Raw genomic sequence first — 15,656 nt, 5'->3', positions numbered from 1 at the left:
CATCTTACTCCGAATGGCGCCGGTCCATAGCACAGCCGAAGCTTATGAAACAGAAAGCTTTGCCATTGCGGATAACCATGGAGGGATCAATTGATCCGGACAGTCACAAAACGCAGTTCGCCCGAGCGGGATGCCAGCATCAGGAGTGCATTCTTGCGTCCCTCGCGGCGCAGCGCATCGATGCGCTTCTTCACATCGTCGGGTGTTTTTACGGTCACCTGGCCAATATCGACGATGACATCGCCGGTTTCGATACGCTTTTCGCCGGCAGCGGACCCGGGAGAGACATAAAGAACCGCAACGCCTTCTACATCTTCGGCAATACCAAACTCACCGCGGACCTCGTCGCTCAGCTCGCTGAGCTTCATCCCAAGTACGCTTGGAGCAGCGTCGCTCTTCTGGTCCTTTTTCGGCGTATCCGGCATTTGCTTGCCTTCGTCTCCGCCTTCACCTTCAGGAAGCGGAGCCTGGTCTTCCGTCGCAGCCTCGGTGCTCTTGTCGTCCTCTAGGAGACGACCGAGCTTTACCTTCACGGTCTTTTCCTCACCCTGACGGACCACGACAATTTCAACTTCCTTGCCGACAGGCGTTTCGGCAACCAATCGAGGCAGATCGCGGGCAGTGTTAACCGGCTTGCCTTCATAACGGATCACGACATCGCCTGCTTCAATGGCCTTGTTGTCGACGCCGGAGTTTTCGATCAATCCGGCGACCAGCGCGCCCTTGGCTTCCTTCAACCCGAGGCTCTGGGCGATATCGTCCGTAACCGGCTGGATGCGCACACCGAGCCAGCCGCGGCGAACCTCACCAAATTCCTTGAGCTGGTCGATCACACCGACAGCCATTTCTGCCGGAATGGCGAAGCCGATACCGATGGAACCTCCCGACGGCGAAATGATCGCCGTGTTGATGCCGATCACCTTTCCTTCCATATCGAACAGGGGACCACCGGAATTGCCCCGGTTGATCGCCGCGTCGGTCTGGATGAAATCATCATAGGGACCGGAATTGATATCACGCTTGCGGGCCGAAATAATGCCGGCGGTAACCGTTCCGCCAAGACCGAACGGATTGCCGATTGCAAGGACCCAGTCGCCGATACGCGCCTTTTCCGAATTGCCGAACTGGACGGCCTTCAGTTTGTGCTTGGACGGGTCCACTTTAAGGATCGCCAGATCGGTCTTGATGTCCTTTCCGACGAGCTCCGCTTTCAGCTTGGAACCATCATTGAAATTGACTTCGATTTCGTCAGCATCGGCAATGACGTGATTGTTTGTGACGATGAACCCCTTCTCGGCATCGATGACGAAGCCCGAACCCAGCGACTGGACCTTGCGCGATTCGTCACCCTGCGCGCCGCCATTGTCGCCGAAGAAGTCCTTGAAATATTCCTGGAACGGAGAGCCTTCCGGCACCTGCGGCATGGGAACGGCACCGTCACCTTCCCCGTCTCCCTTGACGGTCTGGGATGTGGAGATGTTCACGACCGCATCGAGCAGACCCTCGGCCAGGTCAGCAACGGAAGCTGGCCCCTGAGCCGCGATTGCCGGAGGCGTCCCCATCGAAAGAGTGCCACCAACCGTCATCGCCCCCAGCGCCACGGTTGCGAAAAGGGTGCGAGCAAATCCCGCCTTTGGTGCAATTACCATGAAGCCCTGCTCCGTTCCTGTCTGCTTGCAGTCGTTTGATTAGCGATAGATGTACTACGGCTTGATCGCTGCAAAATACGACCTGTTTACGGCCTCGCATAGACCGCAGACAATAAATAACGGGAGGAAAACGGCTTATCCCCTGACAAGCCAGACAATGCCGACGCCAATTGCAAGCGCTGCAATCCCGGCGATGCGCAACATATTCTCCGGCGTCTCGCTAGCCTCACGGGCCAGCTTCTTCGCCAAAGAAGGAAAGCCGCCGTAGAGCAGCCCTTCGAGAACGAAAAGAAGACCTACGGCGGCTAGAAAATCGCTCATGAGCGTTTGCCCCGGTTGTTACTGGGCAGGCGTTGCAAGTCTGCCGCCAGCGTCCCGGAAGAACTTGAAGAACTCCGAGTCCGGGGAGAGAACCAGCGTTGTATCCGGTGTCTCAAGTGCTTCACGATAAGCGGACATCGACCGGTAGAAGGCGAAGAAACCGGGGTCCTTGCCTGCGGAACGGGCGAAGATCTCACTGCGCTGGGCATCGCCCTCACCGCGAAGGATTTCCGATTCCTTGCGCGCTTCAGCTATCGTTTCGACGACCTGACGGTCGGCCACAGCGCGGATGCGCTGGGCGGCCTCACGGCCCCGGGCACGCAGGCGCTCCGCCTCGGCCAGACGTTCGGCCTTCATGCGGTCATAAGTCTGCTGCGAGACCTCGGCGGTCAGATCCGTACGGCGAATGCGAACATCGGCAATGGTAAGGCCAAGCGACGTCGCGTCGGGACGAAGCTGGTCACGCACTTCGCGCATCATGTCGCCACGCTCTTCCGAAAGCGCCGCTTCAAAACCGCGCTGGCCGTAAACGCTGCGCAGTGCAGCATCAAGACGGGTGCGCAGCCGCTGCTCGGCAAGAAGCGTGCTGCCTGAAACGGTTTCACGGAACTTGCGCGCATCGGTGATGCGGTAGACGAGGAAGGCATCGACGTCATAGAACTTGCCGCCCGAAACCTGAACGCGGATATCGTCCAGATCGAAGCGCAGCAGACGGTCATCGATCAACTGCACGGTGTCAGCATCCAGGAAGCCGAAAGGCAGCTTGAAATAGATGCCCGGGTCCGTCTTCACATCGACGATCTGGCCGAAGCGAAGCACGATAGCCTGTTGACGCTCGGATACGATGAACGTGGCGGAGTAGATCAGGAAAGCGATGACGGCAACGATACCGCCAATGATTGGAAGCCTGTTCTGGGCCATTACTGGTTACCTCCGCTCGGGGTCGTCGTCGTCGCATTCACGCCGGGGCGTGGCTGGCGCATGAGCTCGTTCAGCGGCAGATAAGGCACGACATCCTTTCCAGGTTCGACAATAACTTTCTTGGTGCTCTTCAGCACCTGTTCCATGGTTTCGAGGAACAGACGATTGCGCGTGACTTCAGGCGCCTTCTGGTATTCACCCAAAACGGAGCTGAAACGCTGCGCCTCACCTTCCGCATCCTGAACGACGCGGTTCTTGTAGGCGGCTGCTTCTTCACGAAGCTGCGCTGCTTCACCGCGGGCCTGACCGAGCTTCTGATTCGAATACTGGTTCGATTCTTCCACGAAACGATCTTCGTCCTGTTCGGCGCGCTGCACCTCATCGAAGGCATCTGCCACTTCACGCGGCGGCGCTGCGTCTTCGATGGAAACGGCATTGATCTGAATACCCGCCTTGTAGGCGTCGAGCGTCTGCTGGACGATATCGCGGACGCTCGTTGCGATAGCCGCACGGTTGTCACGGAAAACATCCTGAGCCGGGCGACGGCCAACGATTTCGCGGATCGCGCTTTCAGAAACCTGCTGCACCATCGCATCGGGATTATCGACGTTGAACAGATATGCCTGCGGGTCGGAGACACGGTAAAGAACCGAGAACTGAACATTGACGATGTTCTGGTCACCCGTCAGCATCAGGCCCTGGGTCGCGCTCCGGTTGCCCTGGCCGCCAATGTTGATCTGCTTTTCGACGATCTGCGCCTTCTCATAGGTTTCGATCGGCCACCAATGGAAATGCAGGCCCGGTTCGGACACTTCTTCCTTCGGCTTTCCAAAGCGCAGTTCGACGGCAAGTTCATCCGGCTGCACGGTATAGATCGACTGGAAAAGCCAGAAGCCGAGAACAGCTGCGCCGATCAGGAACAGAACGCCCCGATTGCTGCCGCCCTTGCCCCCACCGCCGGGGAATACCTGCTTCAGACGGTCTTGGCCCTTGCGCAAAATATCTTCGAGATCAGGTGGCGTGTTCTGGCCGCCACCACGAGGACCTTTCGGCCCTTGTCCCCACGGGCCACCATTATTGTTGTTATTATCGCCGCCGCCACCCCACGGGCCGCCGCCACCATTCTGGTTACTCCAGGGCATCCTCACCTCTCGTCCAGGCGACGGGAAAGCGAGTTGCCCACTCCCGTCATCAACTAATGTTTCCGTTTTATAGGCATCGGGAGGTCCGCTTTCAACGCGAAGACGACAAAATTCGTGAACTATGCTTTACACAGCACGTTTTTCGTACACGACATAGCGCGTTGGGTGGCTGTCCTTGTCCCCGGCGGGCACATCTTCCTGCGAAACCGCTTGCCATAGGTTCGGATCGATTTCCGGAAAACGCGTATCGCCGTCGATCTCCGCCAGAACGCGCGTCAGGTGAACGCGGTCGGCGAGAGGCAGAGCCTGCGCATAGATTTTTCCCCCGCCGATGACACAGACCTCTTCGGCCCCCACCTTGGCAGCGAGTTTGCACCCAAGCGCAATCGCTTCATCAAGAGAACCGACCGTGGCCGCGCCCTCAGCCTGAAATCCCTTGTCTCTTGTCACGACGATGTTGGGCCGTCCCGGCAAGGGCCGTCCGATGGATTCCCAGGTCCGCCGCCCCATGATGACAGGCTTTCCGAGCGTCAGCGCCTTGAAGCGCTTGAGATCGGTCGAAAGCCGCCACGGCATATCATTATCGCGCCCGATAACCCCGTTTTCAGCGGCAGCGACAATGATCGAAACGATGGGCTTCTTTGCGGACATGATGCACCTCAGACCGCAATCGGAGCTTTGATCGTCGGATCGGCCTCATAGCCCTCAAGCCGGAAATCCTCGAAACGGAAGGCAAAAAGGTCTTTCACATCCGGATTGATCCACATCTGGGGCAATTTCTTTGGAGTACGCGTGAGTTGCTCGCGCGCCTGATCGAAATGATTGGCGTAAATATGTGCGTCACCCAGCGTGTGGACGAACTCTCCCGGCTTCAATCCCGTGACCTGCGCGATCATCATCGTCAGCAATGCGTAGGACGCAATATTAAACGGCACGCCCAGGAAAATATCAGCCGAGCGCTGATAGAGTTGGCACGATAGCTTGCCGTCGGCGACATAAAACTGGAAAAGACAATGGCATGGCGGCAGCGCCATTTCATCGACAAGCGCCGGATTCCAGGCCGATACGATGAGGCGGCGCGAATTGGGATTCCCATGCAGCATCTTCAGAAGATTCGCGATCTGATCGATGTGACGGCCGTCCGGCGCGGGCCATGAGCGCCACTGATAACCGTAAACCGGCCCCAGATCGCCGTTTTCGTCTGCCCATTCATCCCAGATCGAAACGCCGTTTTCCTTCAGATAGGCGATGTTCGTGTCGCCTTTCAGAAACCAGAGAAGTTCATGGATGATCGACCGGAGATGCAGCTTCTTGGTGGTGAGCACGGGAAAGCCCTCTTCCAGATTGAAGCGCATCTGATATCCGAAAACCGACCGCGTACCCGTGCCTGTGCGGTCGCCACGGTCAACACCGTTATCGAGCACATGTTGAAGAAGATCGAGATAGGTGCGCATGGGGGATATCCAGAATCCGATTCGGTTGAGCCCAGTATAAAGAAAAACCCCGGCGTCGGGCACCGGGGCTTCGATTTCACCAGATCGCTGTGGATCAAAGGCTGCCGAGTTTTCCGAGCTGCTTGGCAACCAGATAATAGAAGGTGACGCGATGCTTGTTGCGGTCGCCCTTCATGACTTCAGCAACATGGGCAACGACCTCATCACCCTTGGCTTCGTCGTCGACGCCAAGCTTCTTGGCGACCCAATTCGTGCGGACGCGCTTCAGTTCTTCCGGGTCCGTTGCCGAAACGAGGGAGGAATCGCGATTGCGCAGCGCAATACCCAGATGCTTGACGATCTTGTCGACGACAGCTTCATCGGCAGCGGCATCGTAACGACGGACATCCGCGAGATATTCACTCATATATCCACTCTCCTTCGATTGGGGTTTCAATACCCCGTTTCAGCTCACGGAAACCGGCTTCATCGAAATTTCGCTCGCCGCCCCCGATATATTGGTAGGATTGACCAGCGAAAGCAGACTGTCAATGAAAAATGAACGGGAACCGCAGGCCCCGGAATATCAGCAAAACCCGTTAAAAACTGCGTCCCCTCTTCCAATCGCGGTCAACCGCGCCTATATACGGCGTGTCAGCGCAAGTTGACTATGGTGATAAATGGACGGTGTAATAAACCCATTGGACCCGGGGGCGGTACCCGGCGCCTCCACCAGAATACAGATCGGCTAGTGGTTTGTATTGTGGCGGGGGCGAAACAGGATCGACAAGGGTGTAAAGATCGCTCTTTTACTCGGCATGATACCACCGTTATCGGGTCAATTGAGTAGTTGCAAATGACAACAAAGCTCAGGGTTATGCTCTCGCTGCCTAATGGCGGTGCGGGAAACCCACTCTAAAGCCCTTGGGGTTAGCACCTTAAGGCGGGGTTCGGAGGCACCTGGCAACAGAAGCCTCCACTTCCCTTTCCATGGATTACGCCGCAGCAGCCTCTGTATCGAGTTCGCTCGCCTTGCGCGACAGAACGACTTGCGTCAGCACGAAGGCGGTCAGCGCACAACCGGCAATCCCGCCGACCATTGGCAGTGCCGTTCCATCGAAGAACGAACCGGTCACGCCGATCGCCACGCCGCCGATCACGAAATGCAGCGTGCCCATGAGCGCCGAAGCCGTACCGGCAATTTCACCGTGATCCTCAAGAGCCAGAACTGCTGTTGTCGGGATGACGAGGCCGAGGAAGCCATATCCCACGAACAGGAAACCGGCGATCAGCCAGAGCGACTGGTGCCCCATCAGGGCGGCGGCGAACATGGCGAGCATTGCCGCAGCAAATCCGGAGACCGCGAATCGCATGACCCGACGAAGGCCGAAGCGCGATCCCAGCCAGCCGTTCAACTGCGAAACACCGAAGAACGATACTGCATTGGCTGAAAAGGCGATCGCATATTGCGTGGGCGTCAGGCCGTAATGGTCGATAAGCACGAAAGACGAATTGGCGAGATAGACGAAGAAGGACGCAATCCCGAAGCCCCCCACAAAAACCAGCCCGAGAAAGTAACGATCTTTCAACAGACGACCATAGCCGCGTAAGGCGCTGCCCAGATTGCTTTCTAGCCGGGCTTCCGCCGTTCTCGTCTCCTTCTGCGCAGTCGCCACGAGAACGATACCGATAGCAGCCGCAACCAGAACGGCCCAGAAGACACCCCGCCAGCCGAAGAAGCTGATAATGACGGATCCCGTCAAGGGAGCCAGAATCGGCGATATGGAGAAAACCAGCATCAGAAGCGACATGAGGCGCGCAGCCTCGATGCCCGTATGAAGATCACGCACGACAGCACGTGGAATAACCATCCCCGCAGCAGCACCCAGCCCCTGCACAAAACGGAAAAGCACGAGCACATCTATGTCGGTGGCGACAGCCGAACCGATGCTGCCTATGCCAAACAGGACCAGCCCGCCATAGAGCGGCAGTTTGCGCCCGATCATGTCGGACAGCGGTCCGCAGAAGAGCTGCGCTATCGCGAGCGCAATGAAAAAGGCCAGAAGGCTCATCTGCACGGCACCGGTTTCCGCATGCAGATCGGCGGCAATGGTGGGCAGAGCGGGCAGATACATATCGATCGCAAATGGGCCAATGGCGGAAAGAAGGCCAAGAACAATGGCATTGCGCACAAGACTGGAAGCCATGGGGGACGCGCTTTCATCAATGTTTCGTGAGATTCCCGCACCGATTTCGGATCTCCGGTTTTGCTTGGGAGGATGGCGCCATCGGGCTCGCAAAATCGGTACAGGACAGATAAATCTTTGTATTCGCTTCGAGTTTTCGTTCTCACTCGATGAAGTCAGCCCATTTTTGGTTGTGGCTGACATTTGAAAACTCTGAAGCGAAAGGCATTCTATACGGATGGTCAAAACAGATTTGACACTAATGTCAAATTAGACACCATTGTCCAAAACGTCAAGCTATCTTATGTTGGGATTATGAAACCTACTGACATAATCGACATGGCCGTCCTGCCCGAGAAGCGCGCCGTATCCGAAAAGGGCTTGAATTCCGCGGCGATAAAGCCCGGACAGTGCATGAAGCGCGACTTCATCTTGTGTTCCGCAGCGCGGGTTTTCAACCGCGACGGGTTTCAGGGGGCGAGTATCGATCTCATTGCCAGCGAAGCGGGCGTGTCACGCCAGACCATCTACAATCATTACCGCGACAAGGAAGCGCTGCTCGCTGCCGTCGTCGAGGATGCACTGGCGCGTATGAGTGCGAGCATGTTCGCGGTTCTGGCCACATTTCCCCAGACCGGCGACAATCTGGAGCATGATCTGGTGGCGTTCTCCATCCGCATGAGCCGGAACTGCATCTACGATTCGTCCGGGGCGTTTCTGCGCAAGATATTGCAGGCCAATGAGACCAACCTGCCGCTTGCCGCCAGCATTTGCAATACGAAGGGCCCTGCACAGGCCATACCTGCGATCGCGGCGCGCCTGGCCCGCCTTGCGATGGATGGCCATCTGCACGTCGATGATCCCGATCTGGCGGCGCGCCATTTCATGGCGCTGATCAACGCCGACACCCATTATCATATACTGACCGGCCAGTGTCTGGATGATGCGATCATCGAGAAGAGCGCCGTCAACGGAGTGCGCACCTTCCTGAGGGCATTCGGACGTCGATAGACCCGGCGCCTCCAGTGGCGTTCAAAAATTGCACATCTTCAGGCCACAAGCATCGCGCTGTTGCATTTTCAGGTCATATATCATCGTATCTGATGAGAACGAACTTGACATCGACCTCCGAATCCGTGGGATAAGCAAACCATGGTACAGGACCTAATCCGTTACGATATTCTCGCTCAGGAAGCCCTCCGCGGCGTCATTCGCAAGGTTCTTGCGGAAGTGGCCAAGGCTGGCTTGCCAGGTAACCACCACTTCTTCATCACGTTCCTGACCGGAGCGCCTGGTGTGCGAATTTCCTCGCGCCTGAAGGAGAAATATCCCGAGCAGATGACGATCGTTTTACAGCATCAGTTCTGGGACATGCATGTGACCGACCAACTTTTCGAAGTTGGTCTTTCCTTCGGAGATATTCCGGAAAAGTTGACCGTTCCATTTTCGGCAGTCCGCGGTTTCTATGACCCTTCGGTCAATTTCGAACTCGAATTCGACGTAGCGATCAGCCAGCCCGAAAGCGACAATGACGAAGGCGGCAATGTTGCCCCCATTGAGATCGCTTCAACGGAAGCCCCGGTCGAGAAGGCGGAAAAGCCTAAATCGAAGTCGCGCAAGACTTCGGCCGAAAAAGAAGCTGCTGCTTCCAAAGACAGCAATGCAGATGAGGCCGACAAGGAAGCCAAGCCTTCGGCCGATGTGGTTTCGCTGGATGCATTCCGGAAGAAATAATACCGCGATTGCCATCCCGATCTGAAAATCTGCTGGCTCTATTTGTTTGATTGAATGGATCCCTTTTCACCGTTGATTGCAATCAATGGTGAAAAGCAAACGGCCGCTTTATAGTCGGTTTCGACGGCAACCGGTTCAGGATGAGTTCGATGATTCGTGCAATTGCTCAGGCAGTATTGTGGATAAGCGGCCTTGTCGCAGCCTTCTTTGTGGCCAAGGACGAACCGAATTTCCCTCTTCTGCAAATGACGGTCGGGCTCATACTTCTAATTCTGGTTTCCCTGGCTATCTGGTGGTTCACCAATCCGAAGAACCCGCAGAAATAGTGCCAACCTATTACGCACTTGCAGGCTCGGACCTAAACGCGGTAAATTTTCGAAAATCTTCAACGTTTCCGCGTGGTTCCATGAGCGATATTGTCAACCTACGGCAGTTCAGAAAACAGAAAGCCCGCGCTGAGAAAGAGAAACACGCGGACCAGAACCGCGTTCATTTCGGACGAACGAAATCCGAAAAGGTTCTTACGCAGGCGGAAATGACAAAAGCGCAGCGTTTTCTGGATCAGAACCGCCTGGAGAAAAGCGACAAACCGGACGCGGAAAAGTGAACGCGCCGGGACGGTTACGTAAACATTCCGTCAGTATTCGCGGACATGCGACGAGCTATACACTCGAAGACCCGTTCTTTGAGTTGATTGAAGAAATTGCAGGTGCGCGCGAGATGTCCGTTGCAAGCTTGATCGCAGAAATCGATGGCAGGCGTGACAGGTCAATCAACCTGTCTTCCGCGCTGAGGCTCCACGTTCTGGATTGGCTCAAATCCCGATTGCCTCAAGGCTGAGGTGCCGGAGCAGCAGGCACTTGCTCCAGGCTTTTCAGAAATTCGTTGAGGGATTGCCCGCCGTCCGGCGATGCGAGGGGAGCATTCGTCCCTCCCGCCGGAGCGGCCTGCGGCTTCTGCGCCTCAAGCTGTTGCGCTTCCTCTGCGGCTTGCCGGGCCACTTCACGCGCCTTTGCTTCAGAACGGCGCCTTGCCTCTTCGTCACGCTGCAAGCGGTTGCGTTCCTCTTCATCCGCCTCAAAAAGTCCAAGCTGGCGGCGAAGACGCTGCTTCTCCATGAGGCTCGCCTGCATCGATTCAACACGCTCCTGCTCGCGCTCGAGTGCACGCTGGGTGAGGAACTGGATCAAGGGCTGCTTATCGAAAGTCACTTCCGGTACGCTATAGGTGCCCCCCAGAGAAAAGGCTACCTGCGGTGAGATGCCGGTATCGGAACCGCCATCGTTCTGGAACGTCAGACTGCCGTTTCCGCCAATACCGAGCGTGGACAGATCGAATTGCAGATCACCGAGAAGGACTGCATTGCCGTCATTCAGGTTCGCCGCAGCCATACGCGCGACACCGCCGCTAATGGTAAAGTCAAACCGCGCATTACCCGGCGTGAACATACCTTGCCCCATAGCCTTGTCGGCAATACCGACAAATTGCTTCGAAGCGAGCTTGTCCGGGCCAGACGACTGATCGCCCGCCGCGTCAGCTGCCGCGATCATCGCGGGCAATGCCGCCCCGTCCAGACCATTGACGGTAAAATTCTCCACGTCGAAACTTGCAGTTCCGGCTAGCGATCCGACGAGCGCCGCCACGCTCTCGCCACTTCCGTTCAGATTGACGGCAGCTTTCACTACGCCGCCAATCGGCGCAGCACCGGTCTCCAGCTGGTAGAAATCCTTGAGGTTTGCGCCACTCCACTTGAGTTCCGTCGAGAGAAGAGCATTCTTGTCGCTGTTGCTCAAGGAGACATTGCCGACCAGATATCCGCCCGCCCAATTACCAGTCAGTTCGTTCAGCTGAAGGCCGTCCATGGTCTTCAGAAGCCGTGCCGAAAACTCCGTGGCGGTCCCGAAGCCGCCCATATGCGCCTGCGCTACATTGAGTTTCACATCCAGCAGGAGCGGCAGCGATGATCGCACAGCGAATGCGCCACGCGGCCAGATCGTCTTCGCAACAGGTTTTGCCGGCTCGAACGCATCCTGCCCGAGCATGATCGCTGCGAGGCTGTCGACCTCAAGCGTGGCAAGCTTTGCCTCACCTTTCAGCTGCGGAAGTCCGCTGTCGGCAAAATTGGCCTCCAGCCTCGCCGAGACCTCTTCCCCGTCCAGCTTTCCCGTCAGATTGGGGAACCGCAAGATACCTTTTGCAAACTGGAAGTCGCTGGCAAGGTCTGCTGAAAGTCCCTCCCCAAATCCAGGCAGGGCGAAACCCGCCGTCGCGATGAAGGGTTGCAGATCGGCGGACTTCAGCTGAGCCTTGCCACTGGCGGCAATATCACCGCCAACCAGCGAAATCACACCGTCGGCGGTCGCTGCCCCGTCAGGTGCCGTGAGCTTGAGGAGCGTCCGCATACCCGCGCTCGGTGCACCTTGCATACTTAGATCGGCCGTAAGTTCACCCGCAAGCCCCAGCGGCAGGGTGGGCAATCCGATCAATGCAAGCACCGCTTCGCCTTGTTCCGATGCCGCGGTACCGTTCAATTGCATCTGCAACGGCTCGCTCTCCCCTTCGCCGCCGCTCGCGGTCCCCGACAGGTCCAGCTTCATGCCACCCGCCTTGCCGGTAACGCTGAACGAAAACTCGCCAACACCGGGAGGATTCTTGGCTTTCGCCTCGGCGGGTCGGTCGCTCTTGCCTTTTGATGCCGCAGTTTTTGCAGGCACCGGGGCCACCGCTGGTACCGAAGGCGAAACTGCGTTGGCGATGACATTGATTTCGCTGTCCTCGAACAGGCTAGGGAAATTGGCTGCCCGTATCGAAAGCGCGTGGAACAGCGGCAACTGGGGATAGCGATTGGCCATCAGCGACAGGAACCGCGAAAGGTCGGCAGACAGGATTGTCGCGTCGAGCGAGCCGGACGGCGTATTGGCAAAGGGTTCGTAAGTGCCGGTCGCAGTCAGTGTCGTGCCCGCCACGTCGCCGATCATCAGCCGGTCGAAATCGAAGCGTCCGTCATGAAGCCGGAGCGCCATATCGACATTGCCAGCCTCCATGTCCTGATACCGGACTGGTCCCGCCTTGAATGCCAGATCCAACGACTGACCATCAAGGAGACCGAGGCCGTCACCGCTCGAGAAAAATCCTGTAAAGGCTTGCAGTGCTTCGCTTTCCACCACACCGCCATTGAGCGCGAGCGTTATTGCAGGCTGCGCCAACCCCTTTACTTCGCGAACAAACGAGCCTTTGAGCGTTGTCTTTCCCAAGGCGATTTCAAGATTATCGATCCGCTGCATACCGTCGCGAAGTTCGACTTGACCGGAGAAGCCTGCACCGTCCAGCTTGCGGACGGAATCATCGACTGTCTCGTTGAGCCATGTTGCCAGTCCCGAAGGCTGGCGCGAAGCAACCAGCAATTCGCCCTTGAAGCCGAAATCCTTGCCGACCGAAAGCGTGCCCTTGGCTTCCACCTTGGTTCGTCCAGGAAGATCGGCAGCGAACTGACGAATATTCCAGTTGTTTCCATCAGGTTCCGCACTCACCGTGACCGAGCGTATCGTCGTACCACCCGCGATCACCGCAGGCAGGCGCAAATCCACATTGCCGGGTATGGTCGGAATGGGCAATTGCTCAAGAACACGGCGTGCAATCGCAATCCGGTCTGCAATTGGCATGTCTGAGCCAGTCTGTTCTTCGCTGGCGGCTTCGTTCGGCCCCCAGTAGAGCTGCTGGCCATCGGCGCTGACTTCGAAACGTGGCTCTTCGCCGTAATCGATGAAGGCCTTGCCATTCACCACATAAGGATTGTCGGCTGGCCCCTGTTCCATCCGGAATTCGCTCGCGTCGAAGCGACTGCCATCCGCCTTGAACTTTCCGGTTACACGCACGCCACTGAAAAAGGGCGTTTCCGCCGGCGCCTTCTGGTCTTTGCCCGTCTTTGCAACCATATCCGACGAACGGAGAGAAAAGTCGCCCGCATAGTCGAGCCGCCCATCGGTTACGGTCACATCGCCATCGGTCTCGAAAGTAGCCGGGATTGCATCCGGTGAAATTCGAGCCCGCACGCGCAGCGATCCATCAGGCTTCGCTTCGCCGCTTGTCAGGTCGATCGCAAGCCTTTCTCCCCGCAAGACGAGGCTTCCATTGGCCTGCCACGGACCTGCCAGACTGTTTGCAGAAATCACCGCATTGAGTTCGGTCGCCGTATGACTGCGACCGCTCGCTTCTTCGCGAAGCGTGATGGTGCCATCTTTGACGGAAAGTCGTTCCAGCTTGATTTTCGCCGGATCGAGCGGCGTCGACGGACGGATTGCCCAATCGACCTTGCCATCCCTGTCGAGCGAAATCGTCGCCCGCGGTCGGTCGACACGCATATCGAAGATCAGAAGCTGGCCGCGCAGGAACGGCATCAGTTCGGCATCCATCGAGAACGTGTCGACGGTCATCACCGGCTGAGCCGCGTCGGCCCCCACACGCACATCGGAGAAGGCCACCGAGGGAAATGGCAAAAGCCGGGCGCTGACATCACCGGCGACTTTGACGGGGCGGCCCAAAATACGGCTCGCCTCCCGCTCGAAATCGGCGCGATAGCCGCTCCAGTCAACAAAAGGCGGCACGACAAGTGCTGCCGTCAACAGCAGCACGAGTAGCCCGCCGACGATGACGAATATGCGGCCCAAAAACCAGCTCCGGTCAAACAGATTGCAAGTTAGCGTGAAACAAACGGTGAATCACGCTGTCTTTATCTGCGCAACATAACGGCATCGATCCGGCGACAACAAGGCAAATTGCATCCCGGCCACGCCGATATGCACGCCTGCATGAATCAAACTCTTGGCAAAATCGTTCAAAGGCCTGATTTGAATCACGAAATCAGTATTTTACCCGGATTCATGATGTTGTCGGGATCGAGCGCCTGTTTGATGGCCCGCATGTAATCCGTGGCCTCACCCAATTCCATGGTAAGATACTTCATCTTGCCCTGCCCGATACCGTGCTCACCGGTGCAGGTGCCCTCCATGGCGATGGCGCGTTTGGCGAGCCGGTCCATGAAAGCTTCGGCACGTTCCATTTCGCTCGCATCATCCGTGTCCAGAAGCAGGAGCAGGTGGAAATTTCCATCGCCCACATGCCCAACGATCGGAGCGATCAGGCCGGTTTCGGCGAGGTCCTTTTCCGTCTCGCCAATGCAATCGGCCAGACGCGAAATCGGCACGCAAACGTCCGTCGAAACACCTTTGCAACCCGGTCTCAGCAGGAACGATGCCAGATAGGCATCGTGCCGGGCACGCCAGAGCCTGTCGCGCTCCTCTCCATCGTGTGTCCACCGGAAATCGCCGCCGCCATTGCCCGCAGCAATCTCTCCAAACAATTCCGCCTGCTCGGCAACGCCGCTTTCCGTGCCGTGAAACTCGACGAACAGATAGGGCTGCGCCTCATAAGGCAGTTTGGAGTGGAGTATCAGCGCCTGCATCTGAAGCGTGTTCACAAGCTCGATGCGCGCAACGGGAATGCCCATCTGGATGGTTTCGATCACCGTGCGGCAAGCCGAATCCACATCCGGGAAAGGACAGATGCCACCGGAAATCGCCTGTGGAATTCCCTGTAGTTTCAATGTCAGTTCGGTGATGATGCCAAGAGTTCCTTCCGCTCCGACAAGCAGCCTCGTGAGGTCGTAGCCCGCAGCCGTCTTCTTCACGCGCTTGGAGGTCTCGATCAGGCGGCCATCGGGCATCACGGCTTTAAGCGCCAGCACATTTTCGCGCATGGTCCCATAGCGGACCGCATTCGTGCCCGAAGCGCGGGTTGAAGCCATGCCGCCCAGCGTGGCATTGGCGCCCGGATCGATCGGGAAGAACAGTCCCGTGTCGCGCAGATATTCATTCAGTTCCCGACGCGTAACGCCCGGCTCCACCACGCAATCGAGATCCTCTGCATGAACGGCAATGACCTTGTTCATGCGGGTGAGGTCAAGCGACACGCCGCCAGCGGGCGCGTTCACCTGCCCTTCGAGCGACGAACCGGCACCGAAAGCGATAACCGGCACACGGTGCTCGGCACATATACGCACAACATCCTGCACTTCCTGCGCGTTCTCGGCAAAGATGACGATGTCGGGCGCCTGCGTCGGCACATAGGTTGTCGTGTGGCCGTGCTGTTCGCGGATAGCCTGACCGGTCTGCGCACGCTCACCGAAACGCTGCTTGAGGACACCGACTGCTGCGGCGATACCGTCCTCGTTGCGGGCAAGCGCGACAACATTTTCAAGCGACATCGTTCATT

15 protein-coding genes and 1 other RNA gene are annotated in these 15,656 nt (G+C 57.4%); 6 read left to right on the top strand and 10 right to left on the bottom strand.

The annotated features are described in order from the left end of the window. Window positions 1-86 precede the first annotated feature (86 nt). The 7 genes from ACS5UA_RS01455 to ACS5UA_RS01425 all read right to left on the bottom strand — a co-directional run bounded on the left by ACS5UA_RS01455 (window position 87) and on the right by ACS5UA_RS01425 (window position 5,893). Window positions 87-1,649 carry a Do family serine endopeptidase gene (locus ACS5UA_RS01455; protein ID WP_021586852.1) on the bottom strand — a complete coding sequence of 521 codons (1,563 nt, stop codon included), beginning with the start codon at window positions 1,647-1,649 and terminating at the stop codon, window positions 87-89. Window positions 1,650-1,784: 135 nt separating this feature from the next. Then, window positions 1,785-1,970: a DUF2065 domain-containing protein gene (locus ACS5UA_RS01450; protein WP_006467185.1), complete on the bottom strand. Its 186-nt coding sequence runs from the start codon at window positions 1,968-1,970 to the stop codon at window positions 1,785-1,787. Window positions 1,971-1,988: 18 nt separating this feature from the next. Then, complete coding sequence (gene hflC, locus ACS5UA_RS01445; protein ID WP_006467186.1) at window positions 1,989-2,891, bottom strand: protease modulator HflC; 903 nt, start codon at window positions 2,889-2,891, stop codon at window positions 1,989-1,991. Then, the gene (gene hflK / locus ACS5UA_RS01440; RefSeq protein WP_036565177.1) at window positions 2,891-4,033 is read right to left on the bottom strand and encodes an FtsH protease activity modulator HflK; all 1,143 of its coding nucleotides are present in this window, start codon (window positions 4,031-4,033) and stop codon (window positions 2,891-2,893) included. The genes hflC and hflK overlap by 1 nt, the downstream gene beginning before the upstream one ends. A 126-nt stretch (window positions 4,034-4,159) precedes the next feature. Then, entirely contained in the window at window positions 4,160-4,684 is a 525-nt protein-coding gene (locus tag ACS5UA_RS01435) for a dihydrofolate reductase (RefSeq protein WP_021586855.1), read from the bottom strand. A gap of 8 nt (window positions 4,685-4,692) precedes the next feature. Then, complete coding sequence (locus ACS5UA_RS01430; protein ID WP_021586856.1) at window positions 4,693-5,487, bottom strand: thymidylate synthase; 795 nt, start codon at window positions 5,485-5,487, stop codon at window positions 4,693-4,695. A 94-nt stretch (window positions 5,488-5,581) separates the two neighbouring features. After that, the gene (locus ACS5UA_RS01425) at window positions 5,582-5,893 is read right to left on the bottom strand and encodes a DUF2853 family protein (protein ID WP_021586857.1); all 312 of its coding nucleotides are present in this window, start codon (window positions 5,891-5,893) and stop codon (window positions 5,582-5,584) included. 187 nt (window positions 5,894-6,080) lie between these two features. On the opposite strand from ACS5UA_RS01425, the gene ssrA reads away from it, so the two are divergent. Then, window positions 6,081-6,447: a transfer-messenger RNA gene (gene ssrA, locus ACS5UA_RS01420) on the top strand. Window positions 6,448-6,461: 14 nt separating this feature from the next. On the opposite strand, the gene ACS5UA_RS01415 is transcribed toward ssrA, so the two are convergent. Further along, on the bottom strand, window positions 6,462-7,673 hold the full coding sequence (locus ACS5UA_RS01415; RefSeq protein WP_021586858.1) for a multidrug effflux MFS transporter: 1,212 nt from the start codon (window positions 7,671-7,673) through the stop codon (window positions 6,462-6,464). Window positions 7,674-7,967: 294 nt separating this feature from the next. On the opposite strand from ACS5UA_RS01415, the gene ACS5UA_RS01410 reads away from it, so the two are divergent. The 5 genes from ACS5UA_RS01410 to ACS5UA_RS01390 all read left to right on the top strand — a co-directional run bounded on the left by ACS5UA_RS01410 (window position 7,968) and on the right by ACS5UA_RS01390 (window position 10,226). Further along, window positions 7,968-8,663, top strand: a complete 696-nt coding sequence (locus ACS5UA_RS01410) for a TetR/AcrR family transcriptional regulator (protein ID WP_025090503.1) — start codon at window positions 7,968-7,970, stop codon at window positions 8,661-8,663. Between the two features lie 141 nt (window positions 8,664-8,804). Continuing rightward, window positions 8,805-9,386 carry an SspB family protein gene (locus ACS5UA_RS01405; RefSeq protein ID WP_021586860.1) on the top strand — a complete coding sequence of 194 codons (582 nt, stop codon included), beginning with the start codon at window positions 8,805-8,807 and terminating at the stop codon, window positions 9,384-9,386. 149 nt (window positions 9,387-9,535) lie between these two features. Continuing rightward, window positions 9,536-9,712: a hypothetical protein gene (locus ACS5UA_RS01400; protein WP_006471686.1), complete on the top strand. Its 177-nt coding sequence runs from the start codon at window positions 9,536-9,538 to the stop codon at window positions 9,710-9,712. Between the two features lie 80 nt (window positions 9,713-9,792). Next, a complete protein-coding gene (locus ACS5UA_RS01395; RefSeq protein WP_021586861.1) occupies window positions 9,793-9,993 on the top strand; it encodes a DUF4169 family protein in 201 nt (66 codons plus the stop codon). Continuing rightward, the gene (locus tag ACS5UA_RS01390) at window positions 9,990-10,226 is read left to right on the top strand and encodes a ribbon-helix-helix domain-containing protein (RefSeq protein WP_021586862.1); all 237 of its coding nucleotides are present in this window, start codon (window positions 9,990-9,992) and stop codon (window positions 10,224-10,226) included. The genes ACS5UA_RS01395 and ACS5UA_RS01390 overlap by 4 nt, the downstream gene beginning before the upstream one ends. Here the strand turns inward: ACS5UA_RS01390 and ACS5UA_RS01385 are convergent. Both ACS5UA_RS01385 and ACS5UA_RS01380 read right to left on the bottom strand, forming a co-directional pair. Next, entirely contained in the window at window positions 10,217-14,053 is a 3,837-nt protein-coding gene (locus ACS5UA_RS01385; RefSeq protein WP_443101108.1) for an AsmA family protein, read from the bottom strand. The two genes, ACS5UA_RS01390 and ACS5UA_RS01385, sit on opposite strands and share 10 nt — an antisense overlap. Before the next feature lie 185 nt (window positions 14,054-14,238). Beyond that, window positions 14,239-15,648 (bottom strand): FAD-binding oxidoreductase, encoded by a 1,410-nt coding sequence (locus tag ACS5UA_RS01380; protein WP_021586864.1) that lies wholly within the window; start codon window positions 15,646-15,648, stop codon window positions 14,239-14,241. Between the last annotated feature and the right edge of the window lie 8 nt (window positions 15,649-15,656).

This window comes from Brucella sp. RRSP16 (genome assembly GCF_052246815.1).
In the GTDB taxonomy this organism is placed as follows: Bacteria; Pseudomonadota; Alphaproteobacteria; order Rhizobiales; family Rhizobiaceae; genus Brucella; species Brucella intermedia.
This window is presented reverse-complemented; position numbering and strand designations above follow the sequence as displayed.